The organism is Streptomyces fuscichromogenes, from assembly GCF_014645815.1.
Classification (GTDB): domain Bacteria; phylum Actinomycetota; class Actinomycetes; order Streptomycetales; family Streptomycetaceae; genus Streptomyces; species Streptomyces fuscichromogenes.
Genome location: NZ_BMML01000002.1, coordinates 25,012 through 42,421, shown reverse-complemented (window position 1 = coordinate 42,421; position 17,410 = coordinate 25,012). Strand labels below are relative to the sequence as shown.

Annotated in this window: 19 protein-coding genes and 1 tRNA gene; 6 read left to right on the top strand and 14 right to left on the bottom strand. The window is 69.8% G+C overall.

The genetic code is table 11. The features are described 5' to 3' along the window. The first annotated feature begins 25 nt into the window (after positions 1-25). Positions 26-110: transfer RNA gene (locus IEZ11_RS03950), tRNA-Leu, on the top strand. A 44-nt stretch (positions 111-154) separates the two neighbouring features. On the opposite strand, the gene rdgB is transcribed toward IEZ11_RS03950, so the two are convergent. The 4 genes from rdgB to IEZ11_RS03930 all read right to left on the bottom strand — a co-directional run bounded on the left by rdgB (position 155) and on the right by IEZ11_RS03930 (position 2,405). Next, entirely contained in the window at positions 155-760 is a 606-nt protein-coding gene (gene rdgB, locus IEZ11_RS03945; protein WP_189261156.1) for an RdgB/HAM1 family non-canonical purine NTP pyrophosphatase, read from the bottom strand. A gap of 33 nt (positions 761-793) precedes the next feature. Beyond that, a complete protein-coding gene (locus IEZ11_RS03940; RefSeq protein WP_189261155.1) occupies positions 794-1,201 on the bottom strand; it encodes a hypothetical protein in 408 nt (135 codons plus the stop codon). A 130-nt stretch (positions 1,202-1,331) separates the two neighbouring features. Next, positions 1,332-2,069, bottom strand: coding sequence for a ribonuclease PH (gene rph / locus IEZ11_RS03935; RefSeq protein WP_189261154.1), 738 nt, complete (start codon positions 2,067-2,069; stop codon positions 1,332-1,334). Between the two features lie 102 nt (positions 2,070-2,171). Continuing rightward, positions 2,172-2,405, bottom strand: a complete 234-nt coding sequence (locus IEZ11_RS03930) for a PTS sugar transporter subunit IIB (RefSeq protein ID WP_189261153.1) — start codon at positions 2,403-2,405, stop codon at positions 2,172-2,174. Between the two features lie 201 nt (positions 2,406-2,606). Between IEZ11_RS03930 and IEZ11_RS03925 the strand changes: the two genes are divergently transcribed. Both IEZ11_RS03925 and IEZ11_RS03920 read left to right on the top strand, forming a co-directional pair. Then, positions 2,607-3,905 (top strand): PTS transporter subunit EIIC, encoded by a 1,299-nt coding sequence (locus IEZ11_RS03925; protein ID WP_189261152.1) that lies wholly within the window; start codon positions 2,607-2,609, stop codon positions 3,903-3,905. A gap of 132 nt (positions 3,906-4,037) precedes the next feature. Beyond that, positions 4,038-5,285 (top strand): PTS transporter subunit EIIC, encoded by a 1,248-nt coding sequence (locus tag IEZ11_RS03920; RefSeq protein WP_189261151.1) that lies wholly within the window; start codon positions 4,038-4,040, stop codon positions 5,283-5,285. Positions 5,286-5,362: 77 nt separating this feature from the next. On the opposite strand, the gene IEZ11_RS03915 is transcribed toward IEZ11_RS03920, so the two are convergent. Further along, the gene (locus IEZ11_RS03915) at positions 5,363-6,115 is read right to left on the bottom strand and encodes an MBL fold metallo-hydrolase (RefSeq protein WP_189261150.1); all 753 of its coding nucleotides are present in this window, start codon (positions 6,113-6,115) and stop codon (positions 5,363-5,365) included. A gap of 237 nt (positions 6,116-6,352) precedes the next feature. On the opposite strand from IEZ11_RS03915, the gene IEZ11_RS03910 reads away from it, so the two are divergent. Then, positions 6,353-6,811: a type II toxin-antitoxin system PemK/MazF family toxin gene (locus tag IEZ11_RS03910; protein WP_189261149.1), complete on the top strand. Its 459-nt coding sequence runs from the start codon at positions 6,353-6,355 to the stop codon at positions 6,809-6,811. Between the two features lie 3 nt (positions 6,812-6,814). On the opposite strand, the gene IEZ11_RS03905 is transcribed toward IEZ11_RS03910, so the two are convergent. From IEZ11_RS03905 to clpS, 9 genes are all read right to left on the bottom strand, one after another. Further along, on the bottom strand, positions 6,815-7,321 hold the full coding sequence (locus IEZ11_RS03905; RefSeq protein WP_189261148.1) for a hypothetical protein: 507 nt from the start codon (positions 7,319-7,321) through the stop codon (positions 6,815-6,817). Positions 7,322-7,443: 122 nt separating this feature from the next. Beyond that, complete coding sequence (locus tag IEZ11_RS03900) at positions 7,444-9,522, bottom strand: putative Ig domain-containing protein (protein WP_189261147.1); 2,079 nt, start codon at positions 9,520-9,522, stop codon at positions 7,444-7,446. Positions 9,523-9,767: 245 nt separating this feature from the next. Beyond that, complete coding sequence (locus tag IEZ11_RS03895; RefSeq protein ID WP_089106667.1) at positions 9,768-10,718, bottom strand: PLP-dependent cysteine synthase family protein; 951 nt, start codon at positions 10,716-10,718, stop codon at positions 9,768-9,770. Positions 10,719-10,725: 7 nt separating this feature from the next. After that, positions 10,726-11,004: a MoaD/ThiS family protein gene (locus IEZ11_RS03890; protein ID WP_189261146.1), complete on the bottom strand. Its 279-nt coding sequence runs from the start codon at positions 11,002-11,004 to the stop codon at positions 10,726-10,728. An 87-nt stretch (positions 11,005-11,091) separates the two neighbouring features. Next, positions 11,092-11,187, bottom strand: a complete 96-nt coding sequence (locus IEZ11_RS52360) for a putative leader peptide (RefSeq protein WP_350784557.1) — start codon at positions 11,185-11,187, stop codon at positions 11,092-11,094. Positions 11,188-11,542: 355 nt separating this feature from the next. Then, positions 11,543-11,965 (bottom strand): M67 family metallopeptidase, encoded by a 423-nt coding sequence (locus tag IEZ11_RS03885; protein ID WP_189261145.1) that lies wholly within the window; start codon positions 11,963-11,965, stop codon positions 11,543-11,545. Between the two features lie 129 nt (positions 11,966-12,094). Beyond that, entirely contained in the window at positions 12,095-13,552 is a 1,458-nt protein-coding gene (locus IEZ11_RS03880; RefSeq protein ID WP_189261144.1) for an amino acid permease, read from the bottom strand. Between the two features lie 373 nt (positions 13,553-13,925). Next, the gene (locus IEZ11_RS03875; RefSeq protein ID WP_189261143.1) at positions 13,926-14,531 is read right to left on the bottom strand and encodes a DUF2017 domain-containing protein; all 606 of its coding nucleotides are present in this window, start codon (positions 14,529-14,531) and stop codon (positions 13,926-13,928) included. 152 nt (positions 14,532-14,683) lie between these two features. After that, on the bottom strand, positions 14,684-15,001 hold the full coding sequence (clpS, locus tag IEZ11_RS03870) for an ATP-dependent Clp protease adapter ClpS (protein ID WP_189261142.1): 318 nt from the start codon (positions 14,999-15,001) through the stop codon (positions 14,684-14,686). Positions 15,002-15,059: 58 nt separating this feature from the next. On the opposite strand from clpS, the gene IEZ11_RS03865 reads away from it, so the two are divergent. Both IEZ11_RS03865 and IEZ11_RS03860 read left to right on the top strand, forming a co-directional pair. Then, entirely contained in the window at positions 15,060-16,406 is a 1,347-nt protein-coding gene (locus tag IEZ11_RS03865; protein ID WP_189261141.1) for a nicotinate phosphoribosyltransferase, read from the top strand. A gap of 148 nt (positions 16,407-16,554) precedes the next feature. Further along, positions 16,555-17,139 (top strand): nicotinamidase, encoded by a 585-nt coding sequence (locus IEZ11_RS03860; protein WP_189261140.1) that lies wholly within the window; start codon positions 16,555-16,557, stop codon positions 17,137-17,139. Positions 17,140-17,410 lie beyond the last annotated feature (271 nt).

Genomic DNA, 17,410 nt, shown 5'->3' with positions numbered 1-17,410 from the left:
CGGTCGAGCACGATGACCGTTTTGAGCGGCCGTGATGGAATTGGTCAGACATGTTGCGTTTAGGGCGCAATGGGCGAAAGCCCGTGTGGGTTCGAGTCCCACCGGCCGTACGTGCACCGAGGGGCGCCCGACATGGGCGCCCCTCGGCTGCGTCTCAGCCCAACAGCTCCCGCACCACCGGCACCAGCGCCCGGAACGCCTTCCCCCGGTGGCTGATCGTGTTCTTCTCGGCGGGGGTCAGTTCCGCGCAGGTCCGTGACTCCCCCTCCGGCTGGAGGATCGGGTCGTAGCCGAAGCCGTTCGTGCCGGTCGGGGTGTGGCGGAGCACGCCCCGGAGTTGGCCCTCGACCACGCGTTCCGTGCCGTCCGGCAGCGCCAGGGCCGCCGCGCAGGCGAAGTGGGCCGCCCGGTGCTCGTCGGCGATGTCGGAGAGCTGGGCCAGGAGGAGGTCCAGGTTGGCCCGGTCGTCGCCGTGGCGGCCGGCCCAGCGGGCGGAGAAGATGCCGGGGGCGCCGTTCAGGACGTCGACGCAGAGGCCGGAGTCGTCGGCGACGGCGGGGAGACCGGTGGCCTGGGCGAGGGCGCGGGCCTTCAGCAGCGCGTTCTCCGCGAAGGTGACGCCCGTTTCCTTGACGTCGGGGATGTCGGGGTACGCGTCCGCACCCACCAGCTCATGGGGCAGGCCCGCCTCGGCGAGGATGGCGCGGAGTTCGATGATTTTGCCCGCGTTGCGGGTGGCGAGGATCAGGCGGGTCGTCATGGGAGGCAGTATCCCAAGGGCCCGGACTGCCGCTTACGGCGTGCAGACCTTGGTCAGTTCGCCGGCCGCGTCGGTGACCGGGGTGACGTCGGGGGTCGAGTCGCCGTTCCTGACGGCCGTACGGACGTTGTCCACGGCCTGCTGGAGCTGGTCGACCGCCTTGTTGACGTCGGCGTCGTCCGTCCTGTCGCCGATCTTCTTCAGGTTCTGCTGGATCGAGTCGAGGGAGGCGTCGGTCCGGGTGGGGTCGTTCGCCGCGTTCTCCACGGCCTGCTGGAGGGCGGTGACGCTGTCGGCGATGGAGTCCGCGGTGCGGACGCAGTCCAGTGCCGTGTCGACCGAGCCGCAGCCGGCCAGCAGAGCGGCGGTGAGTGCGGTGGTCGCGGCTACGGCGGCGATGGCGGTGACGCGACGGCGCCCTCGGCGTCTGCTGGCGGCCATGATGTGGGTTCCCCTCCCCGTTGTACGGCTGGCCGGGCGCACGGATGTACGTGCCGTGCGCCCGTATTCATAGGGACGCGGGGTCGACCGCCCGGGTTGCGCCGTCGTACCTCTGCTTTTTCCTTTCCCTTTACTTCTTGAGGGCCTCTTCGAGCGCTGCCTGCTGGATGGCTGCCAGGTCGGTGCAGCCGGCGACCGCGAGGTCGAGGAGGGCGTTGAGTTCGTCGCGGGCGAAGGGCTCGGCCTCGGCGGTGCCCTGGACCTCGACGAAGCGGCCGTCGCCGGTGCAGACGACGTTCATGTCGGTCTCGGCCCTGACGTCCTCCTCGTAGCAGAGGTCCAGGAGCGGGACCCCGCCGACGATGCCGACGGAGACGGCGGAGACGGTGCCGGTCAGGGGCTGGCGGCCGGCCTTGACGAGCTTGCGCTCCTTCGCCCAGGCGACGGCGTCGGCGAGGGCGACGTACGCGCCGGTGATGGCGGCCGTGCGGGTGCCGCCGTCGGCCTGGAGGACGTCGCAGTCGAGGACCACGGTGTTCTCGCCGAGGGCCTTGTAGTCGATGACGGCGCGCAGGGAACGGCCGATGAGGCGGGAGATCTCGTGGGTGCGGCCGCCGATCCTGCCCTTGACCGACTCGCGGTCGCCGCGGGTGTTGGTGGCGCGGGGGAGCATGGAGTACTCCGCGGTGACCCAGCCCTCGCCGCTGCCCTTGCGCCAGCGGGGGACGCCTTCGGTGACGGAGGCGGTGCAGAAGACCTTCGTGTCGCCGAAGGAGACGAGGACGGAGCCCTCGGCGTGCTTGCTCCAGCCGCGTTCGATGGTGACCGGGCGGAGTTGTTCGGGGGTGCGGCCGTCGATTCGAGACATGGTCGTGAGCCTATCGGGAGCGACGGAAGGGGCCCTCCCCAGGCGGGAAGAGCCCCTCGCCGGCGAACCCGGCGAACCCGGTGAACCCGGCGAACCCGTGGGCTACATCATGTCCTCGATCTCCGCGGCGATCGGGTCGGCGTCGGTGCCGATGACGACCTGGATGGCGGTGCCCATCTTGACGACACCGTGGGCGCCGGCGGCCTTGAGCGCGGCGTCGTCGACCAGCGAGGGGTCGTTCACCTCGGTGCGCAGCCGGGTGATGCAGCCTTCGATCTCCTCGATGTTCTCGATTCCGCCGAGGCCGGCGACGATCTTCTCAGCCTTGCTGGCCATGTTCCTTCTCCCTGATCCGAACCGCTTTGTCGCAGTAACCCACAGTTGGCCCATCTTTGCGAGCGGCCGTACCGCCGGTGCCGAATGATGGCGAGCACCGCGGCGGAACCGTCTGCCGACTGGTCTACACCAGCTGGCGGGCGGTCGACAAACCCCCGCGGCGATCCCGCGGTGCAGCCGAGCGGCCCGGAGGACGCGCGCATGAGTGCCGAGAGTGCCGGCAGGACGGTCGATCCCGGGCGGGAGCGGTGGAACGCGCTGTTCCAGGGGCTCCAGAAGATGGGCCGCAGTCTTCAGCTGCCGATCGCGGTGCTGCCGGCGGCAGGCATCCTCAACCGGTTCGGCCAGCCGGACATGTTCGGCGACCAGGGGCTGGGCTGGACGGATGTCTCCCGGGTGATGAAGGGCGCGGGCGGCGCGCTGCTGGACGGGTCGATCGGGCTGCCGCTGCTGTTCTGCGTCGGGGTCGCGATCGGGATGGCGAGGAAGGCGGACGGTTCGACGGCGCTGGCGGCGGTGGCGGGGTTCCTCGTCTACTACGGGGTGCTGCACCAGTTCCCGGAGGACTGTCCCGGGGGTTCGCGGGCGGTGCCCGGGATCGGGTGCCAGGTGACCGACGGGACGGTTACGGCGTTCACGTTCCAGAATCCGGGGGTCTTCGGAGGGATCGCGCTGGGGTTGCTGTCCGCCTTCTTCTGGGCCCGGTACCACCGGACGCGGCTGGTGGACTGGCTCGGGTTCTTCAACGGGCGGCGGCTGGTCCCGATCCTGATGTCGTTCGTGGCCATCGCGTTCGCCGCGCTGTGCCTGTGGGTCTGGCCGCCGGTCGGCGGCGCGCTGGAGAGCTTCAGTCACTGGCTGCGGGACGCGGGCGCGTGGGGCGCCGGGGTGTTCGGGGTCGCGAACCGGGCTTTGCTGGTGATCGGGCTGCACCAGTTCCTGAACGTGCCCATCTGGTTCCAGTTCGGCAGCTACACCACGCCGGACGGCCGGGTGGTGCACGGCGACGTCAACATGTTCCTGGAGGGTGATCCGAGCGCCGGCCAGTTCACCTCGGGCTTCTTCCCGATCATGATGTTCGCGCTGCCGGCGGCCGCGCTCGCGATCACGCACTGCGCGAGACCGCACCGGCGCAAGGAGATCGGCGGGCTGATGCTGTCGGTGGCGCTGACGTCGTTCGTGACGGGCATCACCGAGCCGCTGGAGTACTCGTTCATGTTCGTCGCGCCGCTGCTGTACGCGGTGCACGCCCTGCTCACCGGGGTGTCGATGGCGGTGACGTGGGCGCTCGGGGTGCATGACGGGTTCAGCTTCTCGGCCGGACTGATCGACTACGTCATCAACTGGCACCTGGCGACGAAGCCCTGGCTGATCGTTCCGATCGGCCTGTGCTTCGCGGCGGTCTACTACGCGATCTTCCGGTTCGCCATCACGCGGTTCGACCTGAGGACGCCAGGGCGAGAACCGGAGGGCGAGGTGGAGGACGTCACCAAGGCCTGAGCAGCCTGTCACCCGGCGGTACACACCGCGTAATGCTCCGGTTGCGGAACTGACGGGTTCCTTATAACGCCCCCATCGTGTACAACAGGTCTACACCACTGAGTGGTGTAGACCACCACCGATGGAGGAAGTATGACAACCGCCACCTCGACGGCGGCCCCCACAAAGAAGTGGGGATCCGGTCTGTTCCAGGGTCTGCAGAAGGTCGGCCGCAGTCTCCAGCTCCCGATCGCCGTACTTCCGGCGGCTGGTCTGCTGCTCCGCTTCGGTCAGCAGGACATCCACGACAAGCTGCACCTGCCCGACAAGGTCACCTCGGTGTTCGCCACGGCCGGCGGCGCGATCTTCGACAACCTCCCGATGCTGTTCTGCATCGGTGTCGCGATCGGCTTCGCCAAGAAGTCGGACGGCTCCACCGCGCTGGCCGCCCTGGTCGGCTTCCTGGTCTACAAGAACGTGCTCACCGCGTTCCCCGTCACCGACGCGAAGGTCCTGAAGGGCGCGGACATAGCCGCGACCTACAACAACCCCGGAGTCCTCGGCGGCCTGGTGATGGGTCTGCTGGGCGCGGTGGTCTGGCAGCGCTTCCACCGGACCAAGCTGGTGGACTGGCTCGGCTTCTTCAACGGCCGCCGGCTCGTCCCGATCATCATGGCCTTCGTCGGCACGGTCATGGGTGTCTTCTTCGGCCTGGTCTGGAAGCCGATCGGCGAGGGCATCTCCCACTTCGGTGAGTGGATCACGGGCCTGGGCGCCCTCGGTGCCGGTCTGTTCGGCCTGATCAACCGCGCGCTGATCCCGGTCGGCATGCACCAGTTCGTGAACACCGTCTCCTGGTTCCAGATCGGCGACTACAAGACGGCGTCCGGCACGATCGTCCACGGCGACCTGACCCGCTTCTTCGCCGGTGACCCGACGGCCGGTCAGTTCATGTCCGGCTTCTTCCCCATCATGATGTTCGGCCTCCCGGCCGCCGCCCTGGCCATCGCGCACACCGCCCGCCCGGAGCGCCGCGCGGCCGTGATGGGCATGATGATGTCGATGGCGCTGACCTCCTTCGTGACCGGTGTGACCGAGCCGATCGAGTTCACGTTCATGTTCATCGCGCCGCTGCTGTACGTGATCCACGCGGTGCTCACCGCCCTGTCGATGGCGATCACCTGGGCGCTCGGGGTGCACGCCGGCTTCACCTTCTCCGCGGGTGTCATCGACTACGCCCTGAACTGGAACCTGGCGACCAAGCCCTGGCTGATCATCCCGATCGGCCTGGTGTTCGGAGCGATCTACTACTTCGTCTTCCGCTTCGCCATCGTCCGCTTCAACCTCCCCACCCCGGGCCGCGAGCCCGACGAGGAGATCGAGGACCTCACGAAGGCGTGAGGCCGCACCGGACATGACGAAGGCCCCCGCCACGGCGGGGGCCTTCTCGTCGTACGGCCCTGAACGCCGTACGTGCGTCAGATCTCGTAGGTCGCCCGAGGCGCCGCGAGATCCACCGGGCCGTCGAAGACCTCGCGGGCGTCGGCGAGGTTGACGGCGGGGTCGGTCCACGGCGGGATGTGGGTGAGGACCAGGCGGCGGGCGCCCGCCCGGGCCGCGGTCTCGCCGGCCTCGCGGCCGTTGAGGTGCAGGTCCGGGATGTTCTCCTTGCCGTGCGTGAAGGCCGCCTCGCACAGGAACAGGTCGGTGTCCCGGGCCAGGTCCTCCAGGGCCTCCGTGACTCCGGTGTCGCCCGAGTACGTCAGGGACTTCCCGGCGTGTTCGACACGGATGCCGTACGCCTCCACGGGGTGGCGGACCCGCTCGGTGTGGACCGTGAAGGGCCCGACGTCGAACGTGGACGGCTTGACCGTGTGGAAGTCGAAGACCTCGCTCATCGAGGAGGCGGTGGGGGTGTCGGCGTAGGCCGTGGTGAGACGGTGCTCGGTGCCCTCGGGGCCGTAGACCGGGATCGGGGGGCACGGGCCGCCGTCGTGACGGTAGTAGCGCGCCACGAAGTAGGCGCACATGTCGATGCAGTGGTCGGCGTGCAGATGGCTCAGGAAGATCGCGTCGAGGTCGTAGAGACCGCAGTGGCGCTGCAGCTCGCCCAGGGCGCCGTTGCCCATGTCGAGGAGCAGCCGGAAGCCGTCGGCCTCTACGAGGTAGCTCGAACAGGCCGATTCCGCGGACGGGAACGACCCCGAGCAGCCGACGACGGTGAGCTTCATGAAGCAGAAACCTCCGTTGGCGGAAACCCAGATGCGCTGGGCACAGGAGTCGGGAAAAAGGGCATGACGGGGGTCGTGCGGTTTGTCGAGCGTAAGGCGCAAAAGAGCCGGTCGCTCCTCCGCCAGGGGCCGTTGTGGGCGAACTCACCTGTGGTGTCACCGGTTCGGCTGGACCGGGGGCGTATGAGGATCGCGCAAGGGCGCGCATCGTTTATCTCGCGCCGGTAACGTCGTCGTATGGACACGTCATGGTGGCTCGCGCTCGCGGCAGTGGTCCTGCTGGCGCTGGTCGCCACGCTCGTCGACGGCTGGGGCAGGGGCCACCGGCCGCGCGGGCACCGCACCCGCCCGCCGGGGTATCCGCGCGGCACCCGCGCGCAGGCCGGCCGGCCCCGCCCGGGTGACATCTGGTGGGCCAACGTGCCCTACGAGGACGGTCCCGGCGCCAAGGACCGGCCCTGCCTGGTGCTGGCCGTGCGCGGTGACCGGGCGACGATCGCGAAGATCACCAGCAAGTACCACGACGAGCGCGCCGGGGTGATCCCGCTGCCGCCCGGCTCGGTCGGCGACGCCCAGGGCCGGCCGAGCTTCCTGGAGACCGACGAGCTGCGCGAGATCGAGGTGTGGGAGTTCCGGCGCCGGGTGGGCGTGGTCGACCCGGTCCTGTGGGACCAGGTCCGGCACCTGGCGGGCTGAGGCTCAGCTCACCCGCACGGTGACCTGCCACTCCTGGATTCCCTTGCAGGAGACCTGGCCGGAGCCGGTGGGCTCGGCGCACAGCGGGCGGGTGGTGGAGAGCGTCACGGTCCCCGCGGCGGCCGCCTGGTAGGCGGCTCCGGCGTCGCCGCCGCGCAGCATGATTCCGTAGTTCACGGGCTTCAGGGCGGTGGTGTCGCCGGCCGTGCCGATCTTCTTCCAGGGGCGCTGCTCGGAGCCGGTCAGGGTGACCCGGAAGGTGCCGTCCTGGGCCAGGCAGAAGGTACGGCCGCTGTCGGCGGCGGTGAGCTCGGCGGTCAGGGGCGTGCAGCCGGCGGAAGAACCCCCGGCGGAGGGGGTGGGTGTCGAGGTCGTGCTCGGGGTCGGGGTCGGCTTCGGGGAGACCGCGCCGCTGCCCTTGTCCCCGCCGCCGCTCTGGGAGCCGCAGCCCGCCAGCAGGAGCAGGGTCGCCGCGGCGAGAGTCGCGCGGTGGAACGTCGTACGGCGCATGAGGTGTCCGCCTTTCCGTCGGGGTACGGACCCTTGGTGCCGATATGACGTATCCGCCGCTCATACGGATCCCGCACCCGGACGGCTTCCGGGCGCGGGATCCGGTCAGTTCGCGGAAGAGGTCAGCCGGTCGTGACGGCGGTGTCGTCGACGACGAAGCTGGTCTGGAGCGAGGAGTCCTCGACACCGCTGAACTTCAGGGTGACGGTCGAGCCCGCGTAGGAGCCGAGGCTGAAGGACTTCTGCACGTACCCGGTGGCCGCGTTGAGGTTCGAGTAGGTGGCCAGGGTGGTCGAACCGGCGGTGACCGTCAGCTTGTCGTACTGGGTGCTGGTGGTGGTCTCGGCGGTGTCGACGTGCAGGTAGAAGGTGAACGTGGTGGCGGTGCAGCCGGACGGGATCGTCACCGACTGGGAGAGCGTGTCGGTGTGCGAGGAGCCGTAGCCGTCGAGCCAGGCGTAGTAGGAGCCGGCGTGTGCCGACTCGCTGCTGGAGTTGGTGATGACGCCACTGCTCGCGGTCCAGGTGGTGTTGCCCGACTCGAAGCCCGCGTTGCCCAGCAGCTGGGACGAGGAGCAGGTGCCGCCGCCGCTGGTGCTGACGGTCCAGGTGAAGGAGGCCGTGCCGGAGGCGCCGGTGGAGTCGGTCGCGGTGACGGTGGTGCTGTAGGTGCCCGCGGTGGACGCCGTACCGGAGATCAGACCGGTGGAGCTGGAGATGGACAGGCCGGTGGGCAGGCCGCTGGCGCTGTAGGTGAGGGTGGCGCTCGCGCTGTCGGTGGCGGAGATCTGGAGGCTGACCGAGGAGCCGGTCGCGGTGGACTGGCTGCCGGGGTTGGTGACGGTCACCGTGTTGCCGGTGCTGGTGCCCGAGGCGAAGGCGGTGGTGCCGTTCGGGGTGCCCCAGCCGGTCGGACCGTCGTAGCCGGTGCCGGCGGTGCAGAAGTACGACGTCGAGCAGGAGCCGTTGTTGCCGCTGGTCACGTCGTACAGGTTGCTGGTGTGGGAGTACGGGTACTTCGCCGGGTAGTCGCTCGAACCCGGGGTGCCCGCGAGGGCGTACACGCCGGCGATGATCGGCGAGGAGGCGCTCGTACCGCCGTAGACCGCCCAGCCGGAGCCGCCGTAGGTGTCGTAGACCGCCACGCCGGTGGCCGGGTCGGCGACCGCGGAGACGTCGGACTCCATGCGCTTGGTGCAGCCGGTGTCGGTCTGCCAGCTCGGCTTCGCGTCGTAGGCGGAGCAGCCGGAGCCGGTGCCCTCGGAGGAGCTGGTCTTCCACACGGACTCGGTCCAGCCGCGGGTGCTGGAGGAGGTGGACAGCGCGGTGCCGCCGACGGCGGTCACGTACTGGGAGGTCGCCGGGTACTCGGCGCCGTAGTCCTCGTCACCGGCGGAGACGGTGATCGCGACACCCGGGTGCTTGAAGTACGAGGTGTCCTCACTGGTCTGGGAGGAGGACTCGGAGCCGCCCCAGCTGTTGGAGACGAACTTGGCGCCGAGGGTGACGGCCTCGTTCTCGGCGGTGCCGAGGTCGGAGTCGGTGGCGGAGCTGGCCTCGACGAGGATGATGTTGCAGTTCGGGCAGACGGCGCTGACCATGTCGATGTCGAGCGCTTCCTCGCCGGCCCAGCCGGAGTCGTTCGTCGGCAGCGAGGTCGTCGAACCGGTCTGGCTGACCTGCTTGAAGCAGCCGTTGGCGACGGTGCACGCCGACAGCCCGTACGTGGAGCGGTAAGTGGCCAGGTCGGAGGCCGCGTTGGGGTCGTTGTAGGCGTCGACCACGGCGACGGTCAGGCCGGAGCCGCCCGTCGAGGGCAGGTTGTAGGCGCTGTGCAGGTTGGTCGGGCTCAGGCCGGAGGGGGCGGCGGCGAGCGCGGCGGACAGCTGCTGCTTGATGTCGGTGCGGCGCTGCGCGAAGCAGTTGACCTCACCGGGCTTGGAGACGGTGGCGCACAGGTGCTTGGTGGGCACCTTCTGACCGGCCTTGCCGGTGCTGTGCACGGCCTGCCGGGCGGGGTCGGTGAGGGCCTTGGAGTTCTGGGCGGCCCGGGTGCTCTGGGCGGTGGCCAGGGGGGCGACGGTGTGTGCCGACGCCTGTGCCTGTGCGGTCGGCGCTGCTACGAAACCGGAGACGGCGAGGGCGAGGGCGGGGAAGGCGAAGGCCAGAAGTCTTCGCAGGCTCCGTCGTGATTCACGCATGGGGGTACTGCCTCCATCGGTGGGGTTACAAGGCAGGCCCGTGACGCGCGTAGCGGCGGCAGAGTGCGCGGTCATGAGCATGACACTTCAAACACCCTGGGATGCCGATGTGCGTGGCATGACAGGACGGTGAGGAACCTAGCGGGGTTCGCCGGGGACCGGTTCCCCCGGACGAAGATCTTTGCTACGCCATAAACAGCGCTTAGCCCCCTCATAGGAGGGGGTTGGCGCGTACATGATGAGCACTATGCCCAGAGCTGACCCTGGAGGGTCTCGATGGCTTCCTCGGTCGTGGCGGCGGTGTAGACGCCGGTCGACAGGTACTTCCAGCCGCCGTCGGCGACGACGAACACGATGTCCGCGCTCTCGCCGGCCTGTACGGCCTTCTTCCCGACGCCGATCGCGGCGTGCAGCGCGGCGCCGGTGGAGATGCCCGCGAAGATGCCCTCCTGCTGGAGCAGGTCCCGGGTCCGGGTCACCGCGTCCGCGGAGCCGACGGAGTACCGGGTGGTGAGCACGGAGGCGTCGTACAGCTCGGGCACGAAGCCCTCGTCGAGGTTCCTGAGCCCGTACACCAGGTCGTCGTACCGGGGTTCGGCGGCGACGATCTTCACGTCCGGCTTGTGCTCCCGCAGATACCGCCCGACGCCCATCAGCGTGCCGGTCGTCCCCAGCCCCGCCACGAAGTGCGTCACCGACGGCAGGTCGGCGAGGATCTCCGGACCGGTGGTCGCGTAGTGCGCACCGGCGTTGTCCGGGTTGCCGTACTGGTAGAGCATCACCCAGTCCGGGTGCTCGGCGGACAGCTCCTTGGCCACCCGCACGGCGGTGTTGGAACCGCCCGCGGCCGGGCTGGAGATGATCTCCGCGCCCCACATCCCCAGCAGGTCCCGCCGCTCCTGCGAGGTGTTCTCGGGCATCACGCAGACCATCCGGTAGCCCTTGAGCTTGGCGGCCATCGCCAGCGAGATGCCGGTGTTCCCCGAGGTCGGCTCCAGGATGGTGCAGCCCGGGGTCAGCCGGCCGTCCTTCTCCGCCTGCTCGATCATGTGCAGGGCGGGGCGGTCCTTGACCGAGCCGGTCGGGTTGCGGTCCTCCAGCTTGGCCCAGATCCGGACGTCGGCGGACGGCGAGAGCCGCGGCAGGCGCACCAGGGGGGTGTTGCCGACCGCGGCCAACGGGGAGTCGTAGCGCATGCCGATCTCAGGCCATGCCGCCGGCGACGGCCGGCAGGATCGTCACGGTGTCGCCGTCGGTGAGCTTGGTGTTGATGCCGTCGACGAAACGGACGTCCTCGTCGTTCAGGTACACGTTGACGAAGCGGCGCAGCTTGCCGTCGTCCACGATGCGGGCGTGGATGCCGGCGTGCCGGGTCTCCAGGTCGTTGAAGAGGTCGGCGATGGTCTCACCGGTGCCCTCCACCGCCTTCTGACCGTCGGTGTACTGGCGGAGGATGGTCGGGATGCGGACCTCGATGGCCATGGTTGCGGGCTCCTGTCGGGAAGTCTGGGTGGTTGGGCGCGCACAGCAGCACGCCGCGGCTCATGGCCGTACGGCGGCAGGGAAACGTCAACAGATGGCGCTGTTCAGCCTGCACAGATCGACGTGCAGCCGCGCCACGAGCAGGGTGCCCCGCGCCTTGTCGCCCACGTCGTTCAGAACCATGGGGTCATCGTATCGATTCCCGGTACCGGTCCCGGAGTGTGATTCCACATCCCGGACGGATTCTGACCGAACTATGAGATAACCCTCACCAGGTCGCTCCGACACCGCCGAAATCCACCGTCGTGGCCGAGCGCCGTTGCGGCGGAAAGAAAAGACGGGCGGAGGACAGGCGGCACAGAAGGGTTTGGTGATCGGCGGAGAAGGGGCGATGGATCACCGCCGGGCAGGGCAGCCCACCCAGGGGCGCGGGGAACTGCGCGACCAGCCCCCACCGGCCCGCACGTGAACACCGGCCGGTCCGGCACCGCCGAAGGCGGGCAGGGGGCAGGCGGCGGAGGGGAAGGTGGTGGGGAGGTCAGTATGTCTCGACGATGGTGATCTCCTCCTCCGTGACCACGCCGTCCACGATGCGGTACGAGCGGAACTGGAAGTCGCCCAGGGAGTCGGTGTCGGCGGTGGAGACGAGGACGTAGTGGGCGCCGGGCTCGTTCGCGTAGGAGATGTCCGTGCGGGACGGGTACGCCTCCGTCGCCGTGTGGGAGTGGTAGACGATCACCGGCTCCTCGTCCCGGTCGTCCATCTCCCGGTACAGCTTGAGCAGGTCCCCGGAGTCGAACTCGTAGAACGTCGGCGACATCGCCGCGTTCAGCATCGGGATGAACCGCTCGGGCCGGTCCGAGCCCGCCGGGCCCGCGACGACGCCGCACGCCTCGTCCGGGTGGTCCTTGCGCGCGTGCGCGACGATCTGGTCGACGAGGGCCTGGGTGATGGTCAGCATGGTCGCCAGGATAAGCAGAGGGCCGCCCCGTACCGAAGGCTGGTACGGGACGGCCCAGATGCCGGACGCCCTGAGCGGCTGCCGCGAGGGGCGCCACGAGTGCTCCCCGCGGCGGGCGTCCTGGGGGGGTTAGCTCACCTTTTCCAGCGGTGCCGGCTCGTGGCGCTCGGCGACCTCGGGGTTGCGGTTCTTCAGCACCAGCCAGCCGACGCCCAGCGCGGCGGCCCAGCCGGCCATGACGTACAGGCACACCCGGGAGTCGCCGTCGTACGCGATCAGGCAGGTCACGAAGAGGAGGAAGGCGATCGCGATCCAGCTGCACCTGGCGCCGCCGGGGGCCGGGAAGGAGGACGCGGGCAGGCGGCCGGCGTCGACCGCGCGGCGGTAGAGGACGTGGCTGATCAGGATCATCAGCCAGGTCCAGATGCCGGCCGCGGTGGCGACCGAGGTGACGTAGCCGAACGCCTTCTCCGGGACGACGTAGTTGAGGACCACGCCGATGCCCATGAAGAGGACCGAGACCGTGATGCCGAGCGCCGGGGTCTTCGACGCGGACAGCCTGCGGAAGACGGCCGGGGCCTCGCCGCTGTCGGCCAGGTTCCGCAGCATGCGGCCCGTGGAGTACATGCCGGAGTTGCAGGAGGACAGGGCGGCGGTCAGCACGACGAAGTTGACGATGCCGGCACCGGCCGGGATGCCGATCTTCGCGAAGGCGGCCACGAAGGGGCTGACGCCCGGGGCGAACTCCGTCCACTTCACCACGCAGAGGATCACCGTGAGCGCGCCGACGTAGAAGAGCGCGATACGCCAGGGGAGGGTGTTGATCGCCTTGGGGAGGGTCTTCTCCGGGTTCTCCGACTCGCCGGCGGTGACGCCGACCAGCTCGACCGCGAGGTAGGCGAACATGACGCCCTGAAGGGTCATCAGGGAGGAGCCGACGCCCTTGGGGAAGAAGCCGTCGAACTGGTAGAGGTTCGCGACCGACGCGGTGTCACCGGCGGCGCTGAAGCCGAAGGTGAGGACGCCGAGACCGATCACGATCATGCCGATCAGGGCGGTGACCTTGACCATGGAGAACCAGAACTCCAGCTCCCCGAAGACCTTCACCGAGATCAGGTTGACCCCGAAGAGGATCACCAGGAAGACGAGCGCGGTCACCCACTGCGGGACGGACGGGAACCAGTAGTTCACGTAGATCGCCGCGGCGGTGAGCTCCGCCATGCCCGTCACGACCCACATCAGCCAGTACGTCCAGCCGGTGAAGTAGCCGAAGAACGGGCCGAGGAACTCCCGGGAGTACTCGGCGAAGGAGCCGGAGACCGGGCGGTAGAGCAGCAGCTCGCCGAGGGCCCGCATGATGAAGAAGATGATGCCGCCGGCGAGGGCGTACATCAGGATGAGGCTGGGACCGGCCTTGGCGATGTTCGCCCCGGCACCCAGGAAGAGCCCGACGCCGATGGCGCCGCCGATGGCGATCATCTGGACCTGGCGGCTGCCGAGTCCGCGCTCGTACCCCTCTTCGGAGGCCTCGGGTGCTTCCGGGGACCCGGAGCCCTTCCCCGGCGTGCCGACCTGAGCGGAGGTCATGTGTGGTGTGCGCCTTTCTCCATGCCGACCCGGGCCTCTCGTCGGCCTCGGATCGGGTTTCGATCCCCCCGGATTGCTGGAGCGGTGCCTGACCGGTGGTTGCCGGTTCGGTGGCGCACCCGGACGTACACATGGGTGGTGTTCGCCGGGCGGTCGTGAAGATTTATCACGGCCGCAACGCTGATCACCCGGTTCCGCCGAGAGGGATTGTGGCGTACAACACTGGAAGAAGTGGACAAAGTGCGGCCAAAAAGGTCATAACAGGCCGCAACGGTGACGGGATCGTTATCCGGATCTGAGCGTCCTCTGAGCGAACGCGAAACCGGGACGTATCCGCGATGTATCCGGGACGTATTGATGCATCCGGGACGTATTACGGCATAAGGGTGGCGACCAGGGTCTCCTGGAGGCCGCCGAGCCACAGGTACGCCATCACCATCGGCTTGCGCGGGTCCTCGTCCGGGAGCCGGTAGAGCAGGTCGGTGTCGTCCTCGTCGGTGATGTCGAGGCGGGAGCCGATCGCCAGGCGCAGGTCGGTGAGGGCGCCGAGCCACTGCCGGGACTCCTCGGGCGCCAGCTTGAGGACCGCGTCGCCCTTCCCCTCCGGGGCGAGGGCGTCGAGGGAGCGGATCACCGCGAGGGCGGTCCCCCGCTTTCCGGCCCTGAGGTCGTTCTCGGTGTAGCGGCGGAACTCCGCGGAGTGGGCCTGCTGCTCCTCGGCCTCCTCCGGGGACTTCGGGAGCCGCTCGGGGTCGCCGTAGGCGTCCGGGAAGAGCCGGCGCAGCACCGGGTCGCTGGGCGCCTCGCTCGGCCCCTCGGCGAACAGCTCGGCGAGCGGGTCGTCGGGCGCGTCCTCGGCGGGGCCGGGGCCGATGAGCTCCAGGAGCTGGACGGCCAGCGACCGGATGATGGAGATCTCGACGTCGTCGAGCGCGACGGCCGCGCCGCCGCCGGGGAGCGGTTCGAAGATTCCTGGCATGGGGAGGGGTCCTCTGGGTCAGGTCGGCGGTAACGCCGAGTGCGTTGACGGCCGGCCCGAGCGGGTTCTGGTACGTGCGGCTGCAGGGCGGAGGAGGAGGTCGAAGCGATGCGGGCACCCCCGTCCGGCGGGTGCGGCCACCGCGGGTGCGGCTACTTCCGGTCCTGCTGGAGGGTCGCCCACAGACCGTAGCCGTGCATGGCCTGCACGTCGCGTTCCATCTCCTCGCGGCTGCCGCTGGAGACGACCGCGCGGCCCTTGTGGTGGACGTCCAGCATGAGCTTGGTGGCCTTGTCCTTGGGATAGCCGAAGTACGTCTGGAAGACGTACGTCACGTAGCTCATGAGGTTGACCGGGTCGTTGTGCACGATCGTGATCCACGGGACGTCCGGCTCGGGGACGGCGAAGACCTCCTCCGCCGACTCGGTACGTTCGATCTCTACGGGAGCGGGTGACGTCACAAGGCCCATGCTGCCACGGGGCGCTTAAATCGTCACACTGACGCGAAGGGGTGTAGCATCTGTCGTCATGAACACTGCGGACCTTGGCCTGCCGGTGGACGTCCCGTCGACGGCGCTCTTCACGGACCAGTACGAGCTGACGATGCTGCAGGCGGCCCTGAAGGCGGGTACGGCCGAGCGGCGCAGCGTCTTCGAGGTCTTCACCCGGCGACTGCCCGACGGGCGCCGCTACGGCGTCGTGGCGGGCACCGGCCGCGTCCTGGACGCGGTCGAGAACTTCCGCTTCGACGCGGACGTCCTCCGCTTCCTCCAGGAACGGAAGATCGTCGACGGGCCGACCCTGGAGTGGCTCGCCGGCTACCGCTTCAGCGGCGACATCTGGGGCTACCCCGAGGGCGAGGTCTACTTCCCGGGCTCCCCGATCGTGCGGGTCGAGGGCTCCTTCGCCGAGTGCGTGCTCCTGGAGACCGTGCTCCTCTCCATCCTCAACCACGACTCCGCGATCGCGGCCGCCGCCTCCCGCATGTCCTCGGCCGCCGGGGACCGCCCGCTGATCGAGATGGGCGCCCGCCGCACCCACGAACTGGCCGCCGTCGCCGCCTCCCGCGCCGCCTACGTCGGCGGTTTCGCCACCACCTCCGACCTGGCCGCCGGCTTCCGCTACGGCATCCCGACCGTCGGCACCTCCGCCCACGCCTTCACCCTGCTCCACGACCACGAGCGGGACGCCTTCCGCGCCCAGGTCGACTCCCTCGGCCGCGGCACCACCCTGCTGGTCGACACCTACGACGTCGCGGAGGCGGTCCGTACGGCCGTGGAGGTGGCCGGGCCCGAGCTGGGCGCGGTCCGCATCGACTCCGGCGACCTGCTGCTGGTCGCCCACCGGGTGCGCCAGCAGCTGGACGAGCTGGGCGCGCGGGACACCCGGATCATCGTGACCTCCGACCTCGACGAGTACGCCATCGCCTCGCTCGCCGCCGCCCCCGTGGACGCGTACGGCGTCGGCACCCAGCTGGTGACCGGCTCCGGGCACCCCACCTGCTCCATGGTCTACAAGCTGGTCGCGCGTGCCGAGTCCGCCGATCCGAAGGCGCCGCTGGTGCCGGTGGCGAAGAAGTCGTCGGGCGGCAAGACGTCCATGGGCGGCCGCAAGTGGGCGGCGCGGCGGCTGGACGCCGACGGGGTGGCGGAGGCCGAGGTGGTCGGCACGGGCGAGGTCCCGGCCGGGCTGGTCGACCGGCAGCTGCTGGTCGAACTGGTGAAGTCCGGCGAGGTCGTCGCCCGCGAGCCCCTGGACGCGCCCCGCACCCGGCACGCGGCGGCCCGCGCGAACCTGCCGCTCTCCGCGACGCAGCTGTCGCGCGGGGAACCGGTCCTTCCGACGGAGTACGTCCAGGGGCGCTCGGGTAGCTAGAGCGAGTGCCCGCGCACGCGCCCCGCAGAGCCCCCTCCCCTACGCCCCCGTAAGTCTCTACGCTCATAGGTTCAGGCCGGGCCCGCACCCCTTCTTTCCGCGTCTCTCCTCCCGACGGACCCGATATCGAATGTGAAGGACACCGACCATGCGCCGCGCCTTGATCGTCGTCGATGTGCAGAACGACTTCTGCGAGGGGGGCAGCCTCGCGGTGGCGGGGGGCTCCGATGTGGCCGCCGCGATCACCGAGCTGATCGGGCAGGCTCCTGCCGGCTATCGCCATGTGGTGGCGACCCGCGACCACCACATCGCGCCGGGCGGCCACTTCGCGGACAACCCCGACTACGTGCGCAGCTGGCCGGCGCACTGCGTCGCCGGCACGGAGGGGGTGGGCTTCCACCCGAACTTCGCCCCGGCGGTCGCCTCGGGGGCGGTGGACGCGGTGTTCAGCAAGGGGGCGTACTCCGCGGCGTACAGCGGCTTCGAGGGCGTCGACGAGAACGGCGTCAGGCTGGCGGAGTGGCTGCGGGCCCGGAAGATCGACGAGGTGGACGTGGTGGGCATCGCGACCGACCACTGCGTGCGGGCCACCGCCCTGGACGCCGCGAAGGAGGGCTTCCGGACCCAGGTCCTCCTGGACCTCACGGCAGGCGTGGCGGAATCGACGACGGTACGGGCCCTGGAGGAGCTCCGCCAGGCAGGCGTGGAACTGACAGGCAAGCCGGTGGTCTGAGTACCGGAACCACCGCCGCCGGGCACCCGCGGGCCGGTGGGGGCCGGTCGCGCAGTTCGCCGTGCCTCTGGGGCGGGTGCCTGAGCGGGCGCCTGAAACCGACCGCCTCCCCGTCCCGCCGCAACCGCGATCAACCACGACGGCGGATCCCGGCGGTGCCGGACCGTGGGCACCCGCGGGCCGGTGGGGGCCGATCGCGCAGTTCCCCGCGCCCCTGGGGCGGGCCAGCCGGGCGGCGCCCGCAACAAGCCGCCGCTCCCCTGTCCCGCCG